At 64.6% G+C, this 21,270-nt stretch carries 17 protein-coding genes and 1 tRNA gene; 4 read left to right on the forward strand and 14 right to left on the reverse strand.

Features of this window, described 5'->3' with window-relative positions:
* Nucleotides 1-13: 13 nt before the first annotated feature.
* A complete protein-coding gene (gene rnr / locus SAJA_RS03000) occupies nucleotides 14-2,374 on the reverse strand; it encodes a ribonuclease R (RefSeq protein ID WP_123657176.1) in 2,361 nt (786 codons plus the stop codon).
* Between the two features lie 100 nt (nucleotides 2,375-2,474).
* On the opposite strand from rnr, the gene SAJA_RS03005 reads away from it, so the two are divergent.
* Both SAJA_RS03005 and SAJA_RS03010 read left to right on the forward strand, forming a co-directional pair.
* Nucleotides 2,475-2,561, forward strand: a tRNA-Leu gene (locus tag SAJA_RS03005).
* Nucleotides 2,562-2,672: 111 nt separating this feature from the next.
* Nucleotides 2,673-3,674 (forward strand): adenosine deaminase, encoded by a 1,002-nt coding sequence (locus tag SAJA_RS03010; protein WP_184999718.1) that lies wholly within the window; start codon nucleotides 2,673-2,675, stop codon nucleotides 3,672-3,674.
* Between the two features lie 82 nt (nucleotides 3,675-3,756).
* Here the strand turns inward: SAJA_RS03010 and SAJA_RS03015 are convergent, their stop codons facing one another.
* The 13 genes from SAJA_RS03015 to SAJA_RS03075 form a co-directional block, all read right to left on the reverse strand.
* The gene (locus tag SAJA_RS03015) at nucleotides 3,757-5,112 is read right to left on the reverse strand and encodes an NCS2 family permease (RefSeq protein WP_123657178.1); all 1,356 of its coding nucleotides are present in this window, start codon (nucleotides 5,110-5,112) and stop codon (nucleotides 3,757-3,759) included.
* An 88-nt stretch (nucleotides 5,113-5,200) separates the two neighbouring features.
* Nucleotides 5,201-6,496 (reverse strand): adenylosuccinate synthase, encoded by a 1,296-nt coding sequence (locus SAJA_RS03020; RefSeq protein ID WP_123657179.1) that lies wholly within the window; start codon nucleotides 6,494-6,496, stop codon nucleotides 5,201-5,203.
* Nucleotides 6,489-7,691, reverse strand: coding sequence for an ATP phosphoribosyltransferase regulatory subunit (locus SAJA_RS03025; RefSeq protein WP_123657180.1), 1,203 nt, complete (start codon nucleotides 7,689-7,691; stop codon nucleotides 6,489-6,491). The genes SAJA_RS03020 and SAJA_RS03025 overlap by 8 nt, the downstream gene beginning before the upstream one ends.
* A gap of 192 nt (nucleotides 7,692-7,883) precedes the next feature.
* The gene (locus SAJA_RS03030) at nucleotides 7,884-8,069 is read right to left on the reverse strand and encodes a DUF2065 domain-containing protein (protein WP_123657181.1); all 186 of its coding nucleotides are present in this window, start codon (nucleotides 8,067-8,069) and stop codon (nucleotides 7,884-7,886) included.
* Nucleotides 8,070-8,074: 5 nt separating this feature from the next.
* A complete protein-coding gene (gene hflC, locus SAJA_RS03035) occupies nucleotides 8,075-8,959 on the reverse strand; it encodes a protease modulator HflC (protein ID WP_123657182.1) in 885 nt (294 codons plus the stop codon).
* A complete protein-coding gene (hflK, locus tag SAJA_RS03040) occupies nucleotides 8,956-10,359 on the reverse strand; it encodes a protease modulator HflK (RefSeq protein WP_123657183.1) in 1,404 nt (467 codons plus the stop codon). Before hflK ends, hflC begins: the two co-directional genes overlap by 4 nt.
* 596 nt (nucleotides 10,360-10,955) lie before the next feature.
* Nucleotides 10,956-12,293, reverse strand: a complete 1,338-nt coding sequence (gene hflX, locus SAJA_RS03045) for a ribosome rescue GTPase HflX (protein WP_123657184.1) — start codon at nucleotides 12,291-12,293, stop codon at nucleotides 10,956-10,958.
* A gap of 12 nt (nucleotides 12,294-12,305) precedes the next feature.
* Nucleotides 12,306-12,575 carry an RNA chaperone Hfq gene (hfq, locus tag SAJA_RS03050; protein ID WP_123657185.1) on the reverse strand — a complete coding sequence of 90 codons (270 nt, stop codon included), beginning with the start codon at nucleotides 12,573-12,575 and terminating at the stop codon, nucleotides 12,306-12,308.
* Nucleotides 12,576-12,632: 57 nt separating this feature from the next.
* Nucleotides 12,633-13,589 carry a tRNA (adenosine(37)-N6)-dimethylallyltransferase MiaA gene (gene miaA, locus SAJA_RS03055; protein WP_123657186.1) on the reverse strand — a complete coding sequence of 319 codons (957 nt, stop codon included), beginning with the start codon at nucleotides 13,587-13,589 and terminating at the stop codon, nucleotides 12,633-12,635.
* Nucleotides 13,589-15,472, reverse strand: coding sequence for a DNA mismatch repair endonuclease MutL (gene mutL / locus SAJA_RS03060; RefSeq protein ID WP_123657187.1), 1,884 nt, complete (start codon nucleotides 15,470-15,472; stop codon nucleotides 13,589-13,591). Before mutL ends, miaA begins: the two co-directional genes overlap by 1 nt.
* A gap of 650 nt (nucleotides 15,473-16,122) precedes the next feature.
* On the reverse strand, nucleotides 16,123-16,671 hold the full coding sequence (locus SAJA_RS03065; RefSeq protein ID WP_123657188.1) for a SprT family zinc-dependent metalloprotease: 549 nt from the start codon (nucleotides 16,669-16,671) through the stop codon (nucleotides 16,123-16,125).
* Between the two features lie 4 nt (nucleotides 16,672-16,675).
* Nucleotides 16,676-17,341 carry a hypothetical protein gene (locus tag SAJA_RS03070; RefSeq protein ID WP_123657189.1) on the reverse strand — a complete coding sequence of 222 codons (666 nt, stop codon included), beginning with the start codon at nucleotides 17,339-17,341 and terminating at the stop codon, nucleotides 16,676-16,678.
* A gap of 92 nt (nucleotides 17,342-17,433) precedes the next feature.
* Nucleotides 17,434-18,402 carry a helix-turn-helix transcriptional regulator gene (locus SAJA_RS03075; protein WP_123657190.1) on the reverse strand — a complete coding sequence of 323 codons (969 nt, stop codon included), beginning with the start codon at nucleotides 18,400-18,402 and terminating at the stop codon, nucleotides 17,434-17,436.
* 180 nt (nucleotides 18,403-18,582) lie between these two features.
* Here SAJA_RS03075 and SAJA_RS03080 point away from each other — a divergent pair, with 180 nt between their 5' ends.
* Entirely contained in the window at nucleotides 18,583-20,007 is a 1,425-nt protein-coding gene (locus SAJA_RS03080; RefSeq protein ID WP_184999719.1) for an SDR family NAD(P)-dependent oxidoreductase, read from the forward strand.
* Entirely contained in the window at nucleotides 19,994-21,268 is a 1,275-nt protein-coding gene (locus SAJA_RS03085; RefSeq protein ID WP_184999720.1) for an ABC1 kinase family protein, read from the forward strand. Before SAJA_RS03080 ends, SAJA_RS03085 begins: the two co-directional genes overlap by 14 nt.
* The last annotated feature ends 2 nt before the right edge of the window (nucleotides 21,269-21,270 follow it).

The raw sequence follows: 21,270 nt of genomic DNA on the forward strand, positions 1-21,270 counted from the left end.
TTTATGGGGTCAATCAGGAAGAGTTTTTCTTCCGGCGATTACCGTTCTTGGACCGTCGATTATTGTTTTTGTTGCCGCCCTTGCCCGACGATTTGTTACCGCCGCCGGGCTTGTTGCCACCGCCGCTCTTGTTGTCGTCGGCGGGACTGGCAGCGTGTTCATCGTCACCACGAACACTGGCGCGTTCTTCGACCGGCTCGAAATCGATCTTGCGCTCGTCCAGATCCACCCGAGCCACCTTGACCCGCATCTTGTCGGCCAGGCGATAGACCCGGCCCGAGCGCTCGCCTTTGAGTGCACGGGATTTCGCATCGAAGTGATAGAAATCACTCGACAGGCTGGACACATGCACCAGGCCGGTGGCGAAGATGCCCTCGAGCTCGACAAACAGCCCGAAGCCGGTCACGCCGGTCACGGTGCCGTAGAACATCTCGCCCAGGGAGTCGCGCATGTACTCGCACTTGAGGAAGTCATCGACATCACGCGTGGCGTCATCGGCGCGCCGCTCGGCCTCCGAGCATTGCTGACCCAGCGCTTCCATGCCGGCCAGATCATAATCGAAGTTCAGCGGCTTGCCGCCGGCTTCCAAATGCTTGATGCCGCGATGCACCAACAGATCCGGATAACGCCGGATCGGCGAGGTGAAATGCGCGTAGTCGTCCAACGCCAAGCCGAAATGGCCGTCGTTGTGCGGCGAATAGACCGCGCGCTGCATGCTGCGCAGCATGACGGTCTGGATGAGATGCGAATCGGGCCGTGTGGCCGCCTGGGCCAACAGTTTGGCGTAATCGGCGGCCTCCGGATCATCCCCGCCGGTCAGCGTCAGACCACGCTCGGACAGGAATGAGCGCAGGTCCTCCAGCGAATCGGCGGTGGGCGTGGCGTGCACGCGATACAACAACGGCATCTTGCGCTTGCCGAGGTATTTCGCGGTCGCGACGTTGGCCGCGATCATGCACTCCTCGATGATCTTGTGCGCCACGTTGCGCTCGGTGGGCACGATCCGCGCGATCTTGCGATCGGCGTTGAACTCGATCTTCGTGGCCTGGGTCTCGAACTCGATCGCCCCACGCTCGCGTCGCTGCTCCAGCATGGCCTGAAACAGACCATGGAGATCGTCCAGCGGCGTTTTCAGATCGGCGTGGCGGGCCGGCAGGTTGTCCGGGTTTTCCAGCCAATCGGCCACCTGCTCATAGAGCAGACGCGCATGCGACCGGATGACCGCGGAATAGAACTTCGAGGCCTGCAGCTCGCCGGCGGCATTGAAGCGCATCTCGCAGACCACCGACAGGCGGTCGACATCCGGATTGAGCGAGCACAGCCCGTTGGACAGGGCCTCGGGCAGCATCGGCACGACGTGATCGGGGAAATACACCGAGGTCGCGCGCTCAACGGCTTCGACGTCCAACGGCGAGTCTTTTCTCACGTAGTGCGACACATCGGCGATGGCGACCCACAGCTTGTAGCCACGCGGCGTCTTCTTGGCATAGACCGCGTCATCGAAATCACGCGCGTCCGCCCCGTCGATGGTCACCAGCGGCAGATCGCGCAGATCCACCCGGTCTTTCTTGTCAGCCTCGGCGACTTCATCGCCACAGGTCTTGGCCTGTTCGATCACCTCGGCCGGGAACTCGTGGGGGATGCCGTGCGAGCGGATGGCGACCTCGATCTCCATGCCCGGCGCCATACGGTCGCCCAGCACTTCGATGACTTCGCCCACCGGCTCGCTGCGCTTCGACGGCGCTTCGATGATGCGCACCGTGACGACATCATTGTTCTCGGCCCCGCCACGCTTGCTCTCGGCGATACGGACTTCCTGAGGAATCCGTTGGTTGTCAGGCACGACCATCGACACGCCGGATTCGACCACGAACCGGCCCACGATGGTTTCGTTGACGCGCTCGAGCACTTCGACGATACGGCCTTCGCGACGCCCGCGCTGATCCCGCCCGGTCACATGCACCACGACACGATCACCGTGCATGACCTGACGCATCTGGCGCGGCGCCAGAAACACGTCGTCACCGCTGGTCTCGTCCGGCAATAGAAAACCGAAGCCGTCGCGATGGCCCTGAACGCGCCCGCGCACCAGATCCATCTTGTCGATGGGCCCGAGTGCGCCGCGGCGATTCTCCAGCAGCTGGCCGTCACGCAACATCGCGCGCAGCCGGTGCTCGAAAGCCTCGGCCGCGTCGTCATCGAGCGCGTAGTACTCGATGAGCTCGTCGTGGGTCATGGGATGGCCTTCAGCGGCCAGATCGTCCAGGACCAGCTGGCGACTGGGCACGGGGCTGTCGTAGGCGCCCTGCTCGGCCTGATGGTTGGGGTCGCGTTCGCGCCAGTCGGCGGCGCGATCGTCGTTTGGCTTACTCAATATCTCGCTCCATAGACCGCGTACGATACCGGAAGTGAAAAAAGGCTCAAGCAGTAATTGACAACCGGGGAGCCGACTACTACATTACGCGCTCTTCGTTGCCCGGGTGGCGGAATTGGTAGACGCGCTAGCTTCAGGTGCTAGTGACCTAACGGTCGTGGAGGTTCAAGTCCTCTCCCGGGCACCAGATTCGAAAAGGCCCGGATCGCTTAAATGCGGTCCGGGCTTTTTTTTTGCCCTGTATTCAGGCACTTGCATGCCGAACATCGCATCTCGCGATGATCCTGGAGCTTTGATCGTGAACAACAACTGGCTAATTGGCCTGCCCAAGGCCGAACTGCATCTGCATATCGAAGGCACGCTCACGCCCGAACAACAGTTCGAGCTGGCAAAGCGCAACGGCATCACCCTGGCCTACGACAGCGCCCAATCTTTGCGCGCGGCCTACGAGTTTGACGATCTTTCCGCGTTTCTTGCGCTGTATTACCAGGGCATGGACGTATTGATCACCCAGGATGATTTCTACGATCTGGCCATGGCCTACTTCGAGCGGGCCGCGGCTGACGGCGTACGCCATGCCGATATCTCGTTCGACCCGCAGGCACATCTGGCCCGCGGCGTCGCGCTGGACACCTGTTTCGACGGCCTGCTGACCGCCATGCGCGATGCCCGGGCCCAGTTCGATGTCACCAGCGCCTTGATCATGAGCTTCATGCGTGATCGCGATGCCGATGAGGCGCTGGAAGTGCTTGAGGATGCCGCGCCTTGGTACGGCGAGATCGCGGCCATCGGCCTGGACAGCGCCGAGGTGGGCAACCCGCCCGAGAAGTTCCGTGAGGTGTTTGCCCGCGCGTGCGAGCTTGGTCTACCCCGCGTGGCGCATGCCGGCGAAGAAGGCGGGCCGGACTATGTCACGGGCGCGCTGGATATCCTGGATGTCTGTCGTATCGATCACGGCGTGCGCGCGATGGAAGACGCCGACCTTGTGGACCGCCTGCGCGATAGCCAGATGCCGCTGACGGTCTGCCCGTTGTCCAACGTGTATCTGAAAGGCGTGGCACGCCTGGAGGACCACAACCTGCCCGACATGATCGCGGCTGGGTTGAACGTGAACATCAACTCGGATGATCCGGCTTATTTCGGTGGCGGCATGGTCAATAACTTCCTGGCCTGCGTGGCCGCCTTCGATTGGGATCAGGCCACCTGTCGGACCATCGCCGGCAATGGCCTGCGCGAGGCCTTCATGTCAGACGCACGCCGCGAGACACTCTTGGCGGCGCTGGCGGACTACGCAGATTAGATCGCGTGCCCCGGCGGTCGCACCCGCGGCGGCCGGGGGAGTTATCAGGCGAAAGCGTTAGCTTAGGCCCTTAGACCAGGCGTTAGGCGAGAAACGCGAAATACGCCACGAACACCGCGAACAGGCCGTAGAGGATCGGGTGCAGCTCACGGGCCCGCCCGGCAAAGACCATCGTCACCGGATAGATCACCAGTCCCAGGGCGATGCCGTTGGCGATGCTGTAGGTGGCCGGCATCGCGATGAGCGTGAGAAACGCCGGCACGGCGATCTCGAGGCGTTTCCAGTCGATCTCATCGAGTGCGGCCACCATCAGCACGCCCACGATGATCAGCGCTGGCGCGGTCACGTTGGCCGTCACCACAGCAAGCAGCGGCGAAAAGAAAAGTGCGGCCGCGAAGAACCCGGCCGTAATCAGCGCCGAAAAGCCGGTCCGTGCGCCGGTGGCCACACCCGCGGTGGACTCGATGTATGAGGTCGTCGGCGAGGTGCCGATCACCGCCGAGGCCACCACCGAGGATGAATCAGCCAACAGCGCGGCACGCGCCCGCTTCATGCGATTGCCCTGCATCAGCCCGGCCTTGCTGGCCACGGCCATGAGCGTGCCCGCGGTATCGAAGAACTCCACGAACAGAAACGTCAGGACCACAACAGCCAGATTGAGGGTGAAAACCTCCTCCGGATGCGCGAACAGCTGCGTGACGGCCACGCCGAATACCGGCGCCACGGACGGAATGCCGGACACGATGGCACCCGGGACATCAATCACGCCCGTGGCCATGCCGGCCAATGAGGTGGCGACCATGCCGAAGAAGATCGCCCCGGGAAAGCGCCGCAACATGAGTGCGACCGATAACACGAGTCCGAAGATCGTGAGCAGCGTGGCCGGCGCGGTCAGATCGCCGAGTGTGACCAGCGTGGCCTGGCTGTCGACGACAATGTTCGAATCCTCCAGGCCGATGAGCGCGATGAACAGCCCGATGCCACAGGCCGCGGCCAGCTTCAGATCCAGCGGAATGGCATCGAGAATCATCTCGCGGATACGAAAGAACGTGATCGCCACGAAGATGATGCCGGAGAACAACACGCCAACCAGCGCGGTCTGCCAGGACACGCCCATGCCCAGGACCACGGAATAGGCAAAGAAAGCGTTCAACCCCATGCTGGGCGCGATGCCCACGGGATAACGCGCGATCAGGCCCATGAGCGCCGTGCCCACTATCGCGGCCAGCGCCGTGGCCGTGAATACGGCCCCGCGATCCATGCCGGCGGCCGCGAGGATCGTGGGGTTCACGAACATGATGTAGGCCATGGCCAGGAAGGTGGTCAACCCGCCCAGCGTTTCGCGCCGAAAATCGGTGCCCTCGCCCGCAAAATCGAAATGTCGGGCGATGGCACCAGCCATGCCGGTCCGTGAGGGTCCGTAGGGGGAATCGTTCATGGCCGCAGGCAACAAATGAAAAGCGGTGATCGACGCGCAGGTCGATGGCAGGCGCCCGGGCCGCGGTTATCTCGCCGGCCCGGGATATCTAGTCGGCCAGCGGGTGCTTGAGCACGATCGTGTCGGCGCGATCCGGCCCGGTCGAGATGATATCGATCGGCACGCCCACAATCTCGGCCACGCGATCCAGATAGGCCCGGGCGTTGGTCGGCAGGGCGTCGTAATCGCGCAGGCCAGACGTCGCCTCGGACCAGCCGGGCATTTCCTCGTACACCGGCTCACAGTCGGCCAGCGCCTCGGCGCCCGTGGGCGGCACGGCCAGGGCCTGGCCGTTGTGACGGTAACCGGTACAGATACGAATCGCGTCCAGGCCGTCGAGCACGTCCAGCTTGGTGATACACAGCCCGGACAGGCCGTTGTTGAAGGCCGCCCGGCGCAGGCCCACGGCATCGAACCAGCCACAACGGCGTGCCCGGCCGGTGGTGGCACCGAATTCGGCGCCTTTTTCAGCCAGATGCCGGCCGTAGTGGTCGTCCAGCTCGGTGGGGAACGGGCCCGAGCCCACGCGTGTGGTATAGGCCTTGACCACACCCAGCACATGATCGAAACAGGTCGGGCCAACGCCGGACCCGGTCGAAGCGCCGCCGGCCGTGGTGTTGGACGACGTCACGAAGGGATAGGTGCCGTGGTCGACATCCAGCAGCGCACCCTGCGCGCCCTCGAAGACGATCGATTCATCGGCGACATAAGCCTGGCGCAACAGCTCGGCCACATCGGCGACCATTGGCCCGATCGCCTCGGCCTGGGCCAGGCAATCGTCGAGCTGCTTCTGGAAATCAACCGGCTGGGCCTGGAAATAGTTCTTCAGCACGAAGTTGTGATAATCCAGCGCCTCGCCCAGCTTGGCGGCCAGCATCTCGCGCTTGAACAGATCCCCCACGCGTACCGCACGCCGGGCCACCTTGTCTTCATAGGCCGGGCCAATGCCACGGCCCGTGGTGCCGATGGCCGCAGCACCGCGCGCGGCCTCGCGCGCCTTGTCCAGGGCCACATGGCTATCGAGAATCAACGGACAGGCCGGGCTGATCTTCAACCGCTCGGCCACCGGCACCCCGCGCTCGGTGAGCATGGCCATCTCTTCAAGCAGCGCGCTGGGTGAAAGCACCACGCCGTTGCCGATATGACAGGTCACGCCTTCATGCAGGATGCCTGAGGGAATCAGGTGCAGCACGGTCTTTTCGCCGCCGATGACCAGCGTGTGGCCGGCGTTGTGCCCACCCTGGAAACGCACCACATGACGGGTGCGGTCGGTCAGCAGATCCACGATCTTGCCCTTGCCTTCGTCGCCCCATTGGCTGCCGATGACGATGACGCGTTTACCCATGACTGTCGCTCTTGGTTGTGATGGCGCGAACGCGCCACGTGCCGTCGATGTGTTCGAGAAGCCGGTCGCAGCCGGGCGCATCCGCGGCTTCGGGCGAGCCGGTGACCACGCGCTCACCGGCCGCGCGCAGCCGGCGGATCTCGGCAAGCAGCGCGGCATCGGTATTGTCGCCCGGCGCGGCAATGCCGGTGGCCGGGCGCTGGTCGGCGAACTCGCCGAGCGCGGCCAGCAGGTTCAGGTCGGCCGAGAAACCGGTCGCCGGCCGCGGCCGGCCGAACGCACGGCCGACGTCATCATAACGTCCGCCGCGGGCCAGCTCGCGGCCCAGCCCGGGCGCGAAGGCGGCGAACAGCAGCCCTGTCTTGTAGCGATAGCCCCGCAGCTCGGCCAGATCCAGATACAGCGGCATCTCGGGGTAGTGATCCTGAACGAGCGCGACCATGGCGGCCAGCTCGTCGAGCGCGGCGTCGATGGTGCTGTCGATACCGCCGAGAGCGCTGCGGGCCTCGGCCAACACATCGGCCGGCCCGTTGAGTTCGATCAACGCCGAGAAGCGGGCGTGAGTGGTCGCATCGATCCGCTGATCAGCGGCCAGCCGATCCAAATCCGGGCGTGACTTGCGCTGGACAACATCGAAAACCGTGGGCTCCAGCTCGGCGTCGATGCCACAGGCCACCACCAGACGCCGATAGATCGCCACGTGGCCCAGATCGAGATAGCTGCGGCTGATGCCCATCACGGCCAGGGTTTCCAGCATCAGCGACACGATTTCGAGATCGCTGGCCAGATGGCCATCGCCGAATTTCTCCACGCCGACCTGCAGCGGCGAGCGCGAGCCGCCCGGCTCTTCCGGACGCGTGCGCAGCACGGAACCGATATAGCAGTAGCGCGCCGGCCCTGTGGCCGCCAGGCGGTGCGCATCGATACGCGTGGCCTGGGTGGTCATGTCAGAGCGCACGCCCATCATGCGGCCATTGAGCTGGTCGGTCAGCTTGAACGTTTGCAGATCCAGTTCGTGTCCGGCGCCGGTCAACAGCGACTCCAGATACTCGATCAACGGCGGGCGGATGAGATCGAAGCCCCAACGCCAGTACAGATCAAGCAGCGCACGACGCGCGGCTTCCAACCGCCACGATTCCGGCGGTACGGTTTCTTGTACGCCCTCGGGCAGGAGCCATCGTTTGGATTGCATCAATGGGCTCCGAGGCGCGCGCGGCACCCGCGCGGCGTGCGCTGTGCGGGTGCTGCAAACAAGACGTACTGAACTGCCAAGAACAAGCTGATCTCCCGATCACGAAGGTGTCGCGCCGCGAACGCTATCGCAAGACAGCGCGACAGGGAAGACCGCGCCGTCGAACAGCCGGAAAACCCGTTTCAGTAGACCCGTTTAATGCACGAGCTGAAGCACCACCACGCCGGCGGCGATCAACACGCCGCCAAACAAACGCAGCCGTCGCGCGTCGATCTCGGCCAGCCGGATCATGGTGTCGCGCCACGCGCTGGGGGCGATGAACGGCGCCAGGCCCTCGATCACCGCCACCAGGGCCAGCGCCCGGATCACATCAATCCACACGCGCCCTAGCCGCCGCTCGGCACACTGGCGCCCACGGCCGGGTTGAAGTACTGGAACAGCTCACCCTTGGGATCGAGCAGCAGGAAGTCGTCGCTACCGATGCTCTGGCGATAGGTTTCCATACTGCGATAGAAGCGATAGAACTCGGCGTCCTTGGTATAGGCCTTGGCATAGATGCCGGCCGCGGTCGCATCACCCTCACCCCGAATCTGCTCGGCACGGTTATATGCCTTGGCCAGCACTTCCGTGCGCTCACGGTTGGCATCGGCTCGGATTTCCTTGGCCGCGGCCTCGCCCTGGGCACGCAGCGTACGGATCACTTCCTGACGCTCCGAGCGCATACGCTCGTAGACCGTATCGCTGACCTTGTCCGGCAGGTCGAGCTTCATGATGCGCACATCCTGAATCTCGATGCCGAGCTGCTTGGCGGCCTGATTCACCTGAACCTGTACGGCCGCCACGATCTCGTTGCGATCATCCCCCACGGCCTGGCGGATGGTGCGCTTGGAGAATTCGGCCAGCACGTCGTTTTCGATCGACTCGGTCAACAACGAGCGGGCGCGACTGACATCGCCGTGCGTGGCCAGAAAATACTTGACCGGGTCGACGATGCGCCATTTCACGAAGTAATCGACCGACAGGTTCTTGTTCTCCGAGGTCAGCACACGCTCGATATCGCCGGTCAACGTCATCACACGACGATCGAAGCGATACACCGTCTGGATGACCGGCAGCTTGAAATGCAGCCCCGGGTCATAGTCAGCGCCGACGATTTCGCCCATCTGCACGAGCACGATGCGCTCGCGCGGGGTGACGGTGAACGTCGATGCGTAGGCAACCACGGCCGCCAGCAAGACGACAACGATGATGGATATCTGCTTGGGATTCATGAGTTGCGGCTCCGGCTGCGCAGGGCCTGGGATTCATAGTTCGACGTATCGCTCTGGCCATTGTTGCCGCTGGCCGAGTCGCCGTTGTTCTGTGACCCGCTGGACGACGACGGCGAAGACGGCATGTCACCACCGACGTTGTCGGAATCAGCACTCGGCGCGTTGTCGTTGGCCGGTTTCTTGGCGCCCGACTTGTCGATGATCTTGTCGAGCGGCAGATAGGTCATGGAATTGCCGTCGCCGGAATCCAACACCAGATGCGAGCCCGACAGGACCTCGCCCATGGTTTCCAGATACAGCCGCGAGCGCGTGACCTCGGGGGCTTGTTCGTATTGCGTCAGCAGATCAGAGAAACGTGCGGCCTGACCTTCTGCGCGGTTGACCTTGCGTGACTTGTAGGCACGCGCCTCGGCGATCATCTGGGCTTTTTCACCCTGGGCCGTGGCCACCACCTCGCGGGCATAGGCTCGCGCGATGTTCTTGAGCCGTTCTTCTTCCTCGCGGGCCTTGATGGCCTCCTGGAAAGCGCCCTGAACCGGCTCGGGCGGCTGTGCGTACTGCACGTTGACCGCCACGATCTGCACGCCGGCATCATACTTGTTCAATGTGAACTGCATGATCTTGCGCACGTTGGTGGGCAACTTGGCCCGTGAGCGATCGGTGATCTGCGGGTATTCGTTCTGTTTCTGCTTGATCTGGCCGACCAGCTCGCGATCGATGTCCTTCAGGCCGTCTTTCTTCTTCGGTTGGCCCGAGCCCTCTTTCAGATCCACGTTGTTGATCGCGCGATCCTCGAGCTGGTTGACCTGCACGCCTTCCTGGATCACCTGATTCATGTTCGAGGTGCCCACGATCTCGCGCACGGCCGAGCGCAGAACCTGCTGCACGGTCTGATCCGGGTTTTCCAACTGGAACAGATAGTTCATGGCGTTGGAGATGCGGTATTGCGCGCTGATCTCCACATCCACGATGTTCTCGTCCTTGGTCAACATGACCGCGCGGTTGCTCACGCGCCGCACCTGCTGCACATCCACCTTCGACACGGTGGCAATCGGATACGGCAGATGCCAGTGCCAACCGGGGCTGGCGGTATCGACATACTCGCCAAAGCGCAGCACCACGCCTTTTTCGCCGGGCTGGACGACATACAGCCCGCCGAAGACCAGCCAGGCGCCTGCGAGAATCGCGATCACCACGGCGATCAGCCCCGAGGGCACGCCGGCCCCGCCGGATCCCCCGTTGCCACCGCCCTGATTGCCCGAACCGCCGTTACCGCCGAATCGTTCACGAAAACGCTTCCAGATCTGGTCCAGATCCGGTGGCCCGTTGCCTTGGTTGTTCTTGTTGCGGTCGCCGCCGCCCCAGGAATCCTTGCCCTTACCGGGCTCGTTCCATGCCATGCGTCAAAGCCTCTGATCGAGTCGGATCGAGCCGGGCTATCGTCGTATGCCCGCTCGACTGCATCCAGCGCCCAGCGATCGTATCTGGCCAGGCGTATCTGGCAGACCGTATCTGGGGGAGTGTCCTGTCGTCGTTCGTTTGTTCTCGGCGCCCGGCTGGGCCGGCGCAGCTGACGGGTCGGCCCGGCAAACCGTTGTATAGGCCAGCCTGAAACCCGCCCTGCGACCGAGCGACAAGTCTAGGGCCTGTTGCCGTTTCATGCGAGCGCCGCGTTGGAGACCGCAAATCGGGGCCTGCCAGGCGCGAGTCGAAGCATCGTGGCGTGCCACGATCAAGACTCGCAACGCCGCAGGGCGCCCATCTTCAATTTTTATGGGCGGCCCAACCCTTCGGGACAAGCGCCCTGAAATTAACGATACGTCGGCAATACAGCGTTCTAGCCCACTAGCGCAGAGTAACTGCGCGGCGTGAGCTACGCCTCGTCTTGCCGCAAAACAGCGCTTGGCGCGGGCTCGCATGAAACGGCAACAGGCCCTAGCGAGCACGCCATACCCTGTCGAATGTCGCCCGGCCGGATAACACCGGCCGCGATCGCTCAGTCGGCGGTCACGTCGGCCATCTCGGCAGCGTCTACGCGAATCGGCCGGCGTTCGATGAGCACTTCGTCAAACACCAGCCCGGCCTGGGCCACGATTCGCTCCAGATCGGCCTGGGATGCCGTGACCGACAACAGCGCGTTGCCCTGGCTGTCGTAGTCCTCGGCCGCAACCAGGCCCAGCTCGAACAACTGCGAGCGTAGCCAGCCCTCGGTGGGCGGCACACACAACGTGCCCTCGATGGTGTCGGGATAACAAAACGCCGCCAGGGCATGACGCAATGTTTCCATGCCGGCACCGGTGGCCGCCGATACATAGACCCGCAGAGGCCGGCCATGGGCGTCGTACTCGACCCGCGCGGTCTCTTCCTCGGTGCGATCGATCTTGTTGAAGACCTCAAGCTGCGGCACCTCGTGCGCGCCGATCTCGGCAAGCACGGCGTTGACCTCGCGTGCATGCGCACGCCGCTCCGGATCAGAGACATCAATGACGTGTACCAGCACATCCGCCTCACGGGTCTCTTCCAGCGTGGCACGAAACGCCGCGACCAGCTCGTGGGGCAGATCGCGAATGAAGCCCACCGTGTCCGCCAGGATCAGCGGCTCACCGACCGGCACGTTCATGCGGCGCAGCGTGGGGTCCAGCGTGGCGAACAATTGATCGGCCGAATAGATGTCTTCGCCCGTCAGCTGGTTGAACAACGTGGATTTGCCGGCGTTGGTATAGCCGACTAACGACACCACCGGGGTACGCGCCCGGCGGCGCGAGGCTCGGCCCTGATCACGCCGGGCCAGCACCTTGTCCAGCCGATCACGCAGCATCTTGATGCGATCGTTGAGCAGGCGCCGGTCGGTTTCGAGCTGTGACTCACCCGGCCCGCGCAGGCCGATGCCGCCTTTTTGACGCTCCAGATGCGACCAGCCGCGCACCAGGCGCGTGGCCAGATGCTGAAGCTGGGCCAGTTCGACCTGCAGCTTGCCTTCGTGCGAGCGCGCCCGACGCGCAAAGATATCGAGAATCAGCCCGGCCCGGTCGAGAACCCGGGCCTTGAGGCGTTTTTCCAGATTGCGTTCCTGGCTCGGCGACAGATCGTGGTTGAACACGACCAGCTCGGCGCCCAGCTCGGCCACGGCTTCGGTGACTTCATCCACCTTGCCGCCGCCGATGAAGTAACGCGGGTCAGGCACTCGGCGAGAACCGCCGATATGCGACAGCACATGCGCGTCCGCGGATTCCACGAGCTCGCGGAATTCGCGGTCGGCCTCGGCATACTCATCGTTGCCGAAGGCCAGATGCACGATGACCGCCGCCTGGCCGGTCGGCGGGCGCTCAAACATGAGGCTTAAACATCATTCGGGGCTCGCTGACGAATCGTCGTCGGACTCCTGCGACATCTCGTCTCGTATCTCGCTACGTACGTTGCGCGACGGCACGATCGTGGAAATCGCGTGTTTATAGACCATCTGGCTCACAGCATTGCGCAGCAGCACCACGAACTGATCGAACGATTCGATCTGGCCCTGCAGTTTGATGCCGTTGACGAGATAGATCGACACCGGCACGCGTTCCTTGCGCAGCGCGTTCAGGAAAGGTTCTTGTAATGTTTGGCCTTTTGCCATGACCTAAGGCTCCGTAATTCTTATTAGATAAGGTTTAATAATTCGTTAAGGATATTATCACGCGCGCCGCACGTCGGCGCCCGCGGTCACCTGCTCGATCAACGCTTCGACCCGTGATCGATTATCCCTGGCCTGGCTGTCCAGCCAGTGCGCGTCGTTCAGGCTGCGCAGCCAGGTCAACTGTCGCTTGGCCAGCTGTCTTGAGGCCGTGACGGCCAGGGCCTGGCCGGTGGCCAGATCGTGTTTGCCGTCGAGCACCTGCCAGAGCTGTCGATAGCCCACTGAGCGCATCGACGGCTGTGTGAGGTCGAGATCAGGTCGGGCATGAAGCTTTTCAACCTCTGCCAGGAAACCCTGGTCCATCATCTGGTCGAAACGCTGCGCGATGCGTGCATGCAAGGCGTCACGTCGGCCCGGACAGACGATGATCTTGCTGATGACATCGTCGATCCGCCGGCCGGCGTCACGAGCATGAAGCACGCTTGGCGTTTCCCCCGTGATCTCGATGATCTCGAGCATGCGCTGAATACGCTGGGCATCGTTGGGGTGGATGCGCCCCGCGGTCTTGCTGTCGGCCGCGGCCAGGCGGGCATGAAGACTGGCCCAGCCGATGGTCTCGGCCTCGGCGGTCAAACGGGCACGAATCGCCGGGTCACGCCCCGGCAACGCTGACAAACCGTGCTCGTAGGCCCGGAAATACATGGATGTGCCGCCGGTGAGAATCGGCAGCCGACCGTTGGCGCGGATACGGGCGATCTCGCGATCGGCATCGGCGACAAAATCAGCCGCCGAGTAGGCATCGGCCGGATCCCGCAGGTCAATGAGCGCATGCGGGGCAGCGGCCAGCGTGGCCGCATCGGGTTTGGCCGTGCCGATATCCATCCCGCGATAGACCATCGCCGAATCCACCGAGACGATCTCACCGATGCCGCGCGCCACGAGATCGACCGCCAGACCGGTCTTGCCCGAGGCGGTCGGGCCCATCAGGAAAAGCAGCGGGCCGTGTTCGGCCATCACTGGCCCCGCATGAACAGACGATCGAGGGCGGCACGATCCACGCTCACCCAGCTGGGCCGGCCGTGGTTGCAGTGCCCGGCCCGGTCGGTATGTTCCATATCACGCAGCAGCGCGTTCATCTCGGTCAGCGTCAGTCGTCGCCCGGCCTTGACCGCGGCCTTGCAGCCGATATCGGCCAACACATCGTCGAGTGCATCCCGCACCGTATCCGCCCCGCGCGCACCGTCGTCGATCTCGGCGATCACGTCGCGCGCCAGCGACAGATAGTCGCGCTGGGCCATCAGGCTCGGCACGCCGCGCAGCATCGCCTCGCAGGGCCCGCTTCGCGTCAGATCAAAGCCCACCTGGGCCAGTGCCTCGCTCGAGGTTTCGACGGTGGCAGCCTCGCTTTCCGACAGCGACAAGGCTTCGGGCACCAACAGGCGCGAGGCCTGAATCCGGCCGGCTGAAAACTCGGCCTTGAGCCGCTCATAGAGCACCCGCTCATGGGCGGCGTGCATATCCACCAGGATCAGCCCCTCACGGTTCTGCGCCAGGATATAGATATCGTGGAGCTGGCCGATGGCATAACCGAGTGTCGGCGCTTCTGCCTCGGCTGTTTTATCGGTATTGGCCGTATCGTCATCATCAGTGTCGGCGGGCACCCCGCCCAACTCGGGCGTATGCGACGACATATCACGACCTGAAGACCCCGCTTCATGAGCCTGCCCTTCGGCGGCCGGTGCCTGAAATCGATAGGCCGCCGCGTTTTCAGCCAGGCTCGATACCGCGCGCTGGCCGGCCGACGACAGATCCAGGCCGCGCGGCTTCATCGGGACCTGGGCGGGCGCTGCGCCCGTGGGCGCGGCCGCGGCTTCCAGCTCGATCGCACGGGATTCGGTGGGCGTGGATTCAGCGGCTTCCAGCGCCCGGGCCACGCTACGAAAAACGAAGTCGTGAACCAGGCGCGATTCACGAAAGCGCACCTCGGCCTTGGCCGGGTGCGCATTCACATCGACCTGACGCGGGTCCAGCTCCAAGTACAGCGCATAGGCCGGGTGACGCTGGTTGTGCAACAGATCCCGATAGGCCAGACGCACCGCATGATTGAAGATCTTGTCGCGAATCGGGCGATGATTGACATAGCTGAACTGACGATCAGCCTGGCCACGCGAGAACCCCGGCGTGGCCACCCAGCCGGTCAGGCGCATGCCGGCCGCGCGCTCGTCCACGGGCACGGCGTGGGCATCGAACTCGGCGCCCAACACATCGGCGGCCCGGCGTTTGGCCTGCGCCGGCGACAGCGCCTGAGCCAATGCAACGCTTTCTACCCCGCCGTGGCTCAGACGAAACGCCACATCAAAACGCGACAGGGCCAGCTGATGGAACGTCTGGCGGATATGCTTGAACTCCGTGGCCGGGGCGCGCAAGAACTTGCGCCGTGCCGGAATCCGCGCGAACAGCTCACGCACGTCTACCGACGTGCCCGGTGTGCCCACCGCCGGGCGCACGCTGGCCTCGCGCTGGGCCACCAGGCAACTGGCATGCTCGGCCTCGGCGGTCCGCGAGGTCAGGCTTAACTCGGCCACGGAGGCCATGCTGGCCAGCGCCTCGCCGCGAAACCCCAGGCTGGCCACGCGCTCGAGCCCGGCCAGCGAATCGATCTTGCTGGTGGCATGGCGGGCCAGCGCCAAGGGCAGCTGATCGGGCGTCATGCCATGGCCGTTATCGGTCACACAGATCCGGCGCAGCCCACCCTCCTCGATCACCACCTCGATACGATCGGCTCCGGCATCGAGGCTGTTCTCTACCAGCTCCTTGACGATGGAGGCCGGGCGCTCGACCACTTCGCCGGCCGCGATCTGGCTGATCAATCGATCGTCGAGCAGTTGAATGGGCATGATTGCCTCTTGCGGAATCAGTTCAGGTCGCACGAACACGCCGCTGGGCGTTTCCGGCGTCGATATCGGTGACGTGGGCGCCCTGATGTTCAGGGTTGTTCGGGACGGCCGCCTGCAATGTACTCGATGCAAGAGCCTGTAGCCGGCACGAGGCCCGCGGTTCAAGGCTGATCGCCGTACGTGCTCGCATCACCTCGTCATCCATCCATTGGCGGTATTTCGAAACCAGCTGACGATAGCCGCGAGGCAGTGGCCCCGGCCGGATCGAGCCCTTGCCCCCGCGACGCCGACGTCGTCGTCGTCGTCGTGCTGCATGGTCATTGCCTCTTGGCGCGGAGGGCACGGTTCATAGGCAGATGATCCTCGATCTCCGACGGTGTGCCAACGCCCGGCGTGCGTTCGGTCATCTCGAGATGGCTGACAACGGATAGCAATATACCAAAGCGAAGTATCACCAGCCGGGCAAGCGATCCGACACGCTCACCTGCTTTTCCACGATGGCCGACGAGTCGGGTTTCATCGAGACAACGCAGGCGTGTCGTCAGTCGGCGCGCCGGTAACCGGGCCTGTAGATCGGCCCGTTCGAAACGCGCCGCGGCGCTGACGGGCCTTGCCTGATACGGCCGGCCGCCGCCATGCCGCGGCTCATTTCATGACGACACGTCTTCGCCCGGATCAGCCACGAGCACCTGGCGACAGCGCCGACACTGATAGCGTGTGCCGGCCTTGGCGCGTCGGTGGCGGATACTCGTCAGCCAGGCCGGCTCGGCGCAGCCGCAGGTATAGCGGTACTGCGTGAGCCGGCGCGCGGGCGTGGTCGTCATGTTGTGGCAGGCCGCGGCATCGACGCCAAAAGCCGCCATCAAGGCTTTCCACTCGGCCCCGTGCGGCTTGGCCCGCATGCCGTAAAGCCGGTAGACCACGACATGGGCCACCTCATGCGGAACCGTCACGGCCAGCATGTCGTCAGGGTAGGCGGCCAACAGCCCGGCGTTGAACCGGATATGACAGCGCCGGCTGCGCTTGGCATACACGGCCTGGCCGGCCGAACGCCCGCGAAGATCGAAAAGCACCTCGGGTACCGGCAGGCGCCGCGGCGTGGCGCCGGTGATCTCGCGCGCGGCCACGATCCAGCGGGCCGTAGCTGCGCGAACGCGCTCGATCTGATCGTCGCTGGGGCTACGGGTTGCTGCGCTCATCCCACTACGATACGACAGCCGCGCGATCGTTGTCGGCCCCTGCGCGCCTCATGTTTTGTGTATTGGCGATCCGCTGACGGGCCAGCCATGCCGGGTCGGCTAGCTTGTCGCGCATGTTGAATGGAAAACTCTGGGCCATGGTCTCAAGGCGACGATCGGCGGCATTACAGGCACGCGCCAACCGGGCATGCTCGCGCTGTAGTGATAGCCGATCGGCCGGCCAGCGGGCCATGCGAATCAGTGTGCGGGTTTCTGACCAGGCCGTGACCAGCGCGCTGCGATCACCGCCGCGAAACGCGCGCACGATACGCTGCCAAAGCCCGTCGCCGATCTTGAGATAACCGTCCGGGGCGACTTCCGGGTGCACGAGCACGAGCAGGCTACGAAAAATCGTGCGCACGTCATCGGTTTCTGTCTTGGTCAGCCGCGGCCAGTCCTTGCGGGCCAGAAGCGTATGCAAGGCGCCCGCGGCCTGGGTGGCATCCGGGGCGAGATCGCCCACGGCCTGCCAGTAGCGCGCCGCCCATTCCGGGCCGTCGTGATAGCGCCAGTCATACTCGATGGCCAGCGCGTGGGCCAGGCGGTCGCGCAGCGCGCGGCTGGCAACATGAAGCTCGTGATCGGCCGGGGTGTCCAGCGGCAGACGGATTTGTTGGATCGTATCGGGCATGACGAAGTCCTCGCGTTGACACGGTGTATCGATCGTGTGAACACAGGATGCGCCCGGGGGTGGGTCAAATCGCGACCCGGAGCTGTATGAATTTACAACTCGTACAGGCGCGCGGCGGCCGCCAGGCGTTCGGCGATGGCATCGCGCAGGGACAGCGGCCCGATCACCTCGGCCTCGGGGCCGTAGGCCAGCACGTCGCGCAACAGCTCCTCGGCCGCGGCATACGGCACGCGCAGCTCGTAGCGCCCGTCGGGCAGGAACATGCCCTGCTGGTCGGGATGCCATTGCTCGTCGGCCACCCAACGCGCCGCGCGAGCCGAAAATCGCAGGATGGCTGTCGCCTCGGCCGGGCCGGAAAAGATGCCGTAGCCGGCACCGAGGGCGGTGTCCAGCGCGTCGGCGGTCATCTCGTGGGCAGCGCTATCGCGCACCTCGGCGGCCTCGATCCGGTCCAGCGAGAAACTGCGCAGGCCTTGCGCGTCATGACACCAGGCATCGAGATACCAGTTGTCGCGGTAATACACCAGGCGCTGTGGCGAGACCTCGCGCTGGCTGCGGGTATCGCGTGCTCGCCCGTGGTAGGTGATCTTCAGGCGACGGCGCAGAGCCAGCCCGCTGGCCACATCAGCAAAAGCGGCACCCGGCGCCCGTGCGGTGGCGCGTAGTACACGGGTGCGCTGTGACAGCTCGCCGGCGCCCATCGCCCGGCTGTCCAGAATCCGTTCCACCCGGCGCCGAACCGGCGCCAGATCGGCCGAGAGCAGCCCCGGCTGGACGGATTCCAGTAATTGATCGAGCGCTAACAGCGAGATCAGCTCGCCGGCGCTGAACCAGAGCCCGGGCAGCTCAAAGTGCGCATCGGTATCGCGATCGTAGTAATAGCCGTTGTATTCGCGGTCATACTCGATAGGCGCATCGAGATACAGGCGCATGTCACGAATCAGGCGCTTGACCGTGGCCGGCGAGCATTCAAGGCGGGCTTCCAGCGTGGCCTTGGCGATCGGCCGCCGGGCGCCGGCCAGCTGCTTGTGCAGCGCATAGATCCGGTCGAATACGTTCATGGCCCGAGTGTCGCACGACCCAAGCCCCGACGGACGCCGGCCAAAAGGCCGCGCCGAAGACGGGCGGATTCCCTGTTACGCAAAGCCCACGCCGCCCAAGCGTAAACCCGGCTGAACTTGATGGCGCGACAACAGGTCAACAGACTGCAATACTGTTCGACCCTTGTCGTATTGATTGATATGACGACGATAACTATAGAACGCGGCGCCACGGCCCCGCGGGCCATCGCCGACTGCTATCGGTATCTCGCCGATTTCTCGACCTGTGAGCAGTGGGATCCGGCGGTCTATCGCGCCGAGAAACTAACGCCGGGCCCCCCGCGCCCCGGCACCGAGTTCCGGGTGATCGTCTCGATCGGGCCCAGACGCAAGACGTTGCGCTATCGCCTGGATGCCATCGCCCCCGGCGAGCGTCTCGAGCTGACCGGTCGCGGCGCGGGCATCAAGACTCACGAAACGCTGACGTTCACGCCCGGCGAAGACGGGGCACGTACGCATATCGCCTATCACGGCGAGTTCTCGCTGCGCGGCCCGCTGGCCCGGGCCGCCCGGCTGGCCCGCCCCGCGATCAAGCGCATGACCGCCCAGGCCATGACCGGCCTGATTGACGCGCTGACCATCAAGACCGCGACACCCCGCCAGGGCTGGCTGAGCTACGCCGCCGATCGCACGCTGCTACCCGGCGAGGCGCTGTATACCGATCGCGGCTATTTCGCCATGAGCGATCGCGCGCACGCCGAATTCATGGATGACAAAACCGTGGCCATCACCGGAGCCACAGGCGGCATCGGGCGCACGATCGCCGCCGAATATGCCCGCCTGGGCGCGCGGGTGCTGCTTGTGGGGCGCGACAGCCAGCGCTTGGCCGCCGCTGCCGAGCACGTCCGCGGCGTGGCCGGCTGTGACCCGGAGCATATCGACACCGTCGAGGCCGATCTGGCCACCGTGGCCGCGGCCCAGGCCGCCGGCCAACAGATCGCCGCCCGCATGCCGCACCTGGATGTGCTGGTCAATAACGCGGGCGCTTTGTTCGAGTCCTACGGCCAGACCGCCGACGGGCACGAGCAGACGCTGGCGATCAATCTCATCGCCCCGTTCGTGCTCACCGAAACCCTCATGCCGGCGCTGACGGCCGCCCAGGGGCGTGTGATCAACATGTCCAGCGGCGGCATGTATGCCAAGGGCCTGGATCGCGGGGCGCTGGAACCCAGCGGCGACGATTACAACGGGCTGGGCGCCTATGCCCGAACCAAACGGGCGCTGGTCGCACTCACCCGGCACTGGTTTCGGCGCTACGGCGATGAAGGCGTGCGCTTCAACGCCATGCATCCCGGCTGGGTCGACACGCCCGGCGTGGCCGATGCCCTGCCCCGCTTCTATTACCTGCTGCGCCCGGTGCTGCGCGATACGCGCATGGGTGCGGACACGGCCGTATGGCTGGGCGCGGCGCGCCGGGCCGGCGCACTTAACGGTGCGTTCGTCTTTGATCGCACGCCGCGGCCCACGGCACTCTTGCCCGGTACGGCGGTCAAACCGTCCGAGGCACAGAGCCTGTATGGATGGCTTCGCAACAAGACAGGCATCGACGTTCATGGCCTCCGATAACAACGACTCGAAAACACGGCGCCGGCGACTGATCGGCGCCGGTATCCGCACACTCTCGCGCGGGGCGCTGCGCACCATGCCGGGCTATGACCGCGCCAAGAGCTGGCAGAAAACCGGCCAGGATTGGTACGACACGCTGGGCGGCATGAAAGGTGCGGCCATGAAGCTCGGCCAGATCGCCTCGCAGTACGAAGACGTGCTGCCGCCCCAGATCACCGAGCAGCTGGTACGCCTGCAGCGCGACGCCGAGCCGTGGGAATTCTCGCGCCTGGAAGGCGTGCTGGACGCCTACTGGACCGATGAAGAACGCGCCATGATCGCCGAGATCGATGAAACCGCGATCGCCGCGGCCTCGATCGGTCAGGTGCATGCCGCGCGCCTGACCGACGGCCGTGAGGTGGTGGTCAAGATTCGTTATCCGGGCGTGGCTGATTCTATCGATGCGGATGTCGCCAATCTGGCCCGCCTGCTCAAGTGGTCGCGCATGTTGCCGGTGGGCGGGGCGGATCTGGACAGTATCCTGGGCGAGCTGCGAGACCGCTTCGTCGAGGAGACCGACTATCGCCGCGAGCTGGCCAATCTGGATACGCTGCGCCAGCTCGATCTGGCGGGATTCGAGCTACCTACGGCCATCAAACCCCTCTGCAACGAGGCGATCTTCGTGAGCACTCGGCTGGATTCGCACCCGGTCGAGCAGGCCGATCCCGCCATGGGCCATGCCATCATCGAAGCCATCAACCGCCAGATCTTCGAGCTGGGTGCGCTGCACGCCGACCCGCACCCGGGCAACTACGGCGTGACCGAGCGCGGCACCATCGCGCTCTATGATTTCGGCTGCGTTAAATATCTCGATCACGACACGCGCCTGGCGCTGCGCGGCCTGCTTGAGCGGGCGTTTGTCTCGGACTGGGAAGGCGTGCACCGGCATATGGAGGCACTGGGTGCGGTGCCGACCGGCCGCTGGGCCGAGGACGGCGAGGTCTATGCCGAGATCTATGCCCGCCATGCCGCCTCGGCGATCGAGCCCTTGAAGGCCGAACGGCCCTATGTCTTCGAGCGCGATGCCCTGATCAGCTCGATCCGCGCCGAGATCGGGCGTTCGATGAAGTACTGGCGCTATTTCCGCGCCGCCCCGGACATGGTCTTCGTATTGCGCACGCTCTCCGGGCTGTACTGGATCCTGCGCAGCATGCACGCCGAAGCCGATCTGTATGCCGGGCTGGAACGCATCGTGGCCGGCGAGTACGGGCCGCACGCCTAGGG

It is taken from the genome of Salinisphaera japonica YTM-1, from assembly GCF_003788585.1.
GTDB lineage: Bacteria > Pseudomonadota > Gammaproteobacteria > Nevskiales > Salinisphaeraceae > Salinisphaera > Salinisphaera japonica.

Bases quoted from the DNA above. Each gene is read 5' to 3' on its own strand.
- hfq (WP_123657185.1), bottom strand. From the start codon at position 12,575: ATGGCAAAAGGCCAAACATTACAAGAACCTTTCCTGAACGCGCTGCGC.
- SAJA_RS03075 (WP_123657190.1), bottom strand. From the start codon at position 18,402: ATGAACGTATTCGACCGGATCTATGCGCTGCACAAGCAGCTGGCCGGC.
- hflX (WP_123657184.1), bottom strand. From the start codon at position 12,293: ATGTTTGAGCGCCCGCCGACCGGCCAGGCGGCGGTCATCGTGCATCTG.
- SAJA_RS03085 (WP_184999720.1), top strand. From the start codon at position 19,994: ATGGCCTCCGATAACAACGACTCGAAAACACGGCGCCGGCGACTGATC.
- SAJA_RS03015 (WP_123657178.1), bottom strand. From the start codon at position 5,112: ATGAACGATTCCCCCTACGGACCCTCACGGACCGGCATGGCTGGTGCC.
- SAJA_RS03020 (WP_123657179.1), bottom strand. From the start codon at position 6,496: ATGGGTAAACGCGTCATCGTCATCGGCAGCCAATGGGGCGACGAAGGC.
- SAJA_RS03080 (WP_184999719.1), top strand. From the start codon at position 18,583: ATGACGACGATAACTATAGAACGCGGCGCCACGGCCCCGCGGGCCATC.
- miaA (WP_123657186.1), bottom strand. From the start codon at position 13,589: ATGGCCGAACACGGCCCGCTGCTTTTCCTGATGGGCCCGACCGCCTCG.
- mutL (WP_123657187.1), bottom strand. From the start codon at position 15,472: ATGCCCATTCAACTGCTCGACGATCGATTGATCAGCCAGATCGCGGCC.
- hflK (WP_123657183.1), bottom strand. From the start codon at position 10,359: ATGGCATGGAACGAGCCCGGTAAGGGCAAGGATTCCTGGGGCGGCGGC.
- SAJA_RS03065 (WP_123657188.1), bottom strand. From the start codon at position 16,671: ATGAGCGCAGCAACCCGTAGCCCCAGCGACGATCAGATCGAGCGCGTT.
- SAJA_RS03070 (WP_123657189.1), bottom strand. From the start codon at position 17,341: ATGCCCGATACGATCCAACAAATCCGTCTGCCGCTGGACACCCCGGCC.
- hflC (WP_123657182.1), bottom strand. From the start codon at position 8,959: ATGAATCCCAAGCAGATATCCATCATCGTTGTCGTCTTGCTGGCGGCC.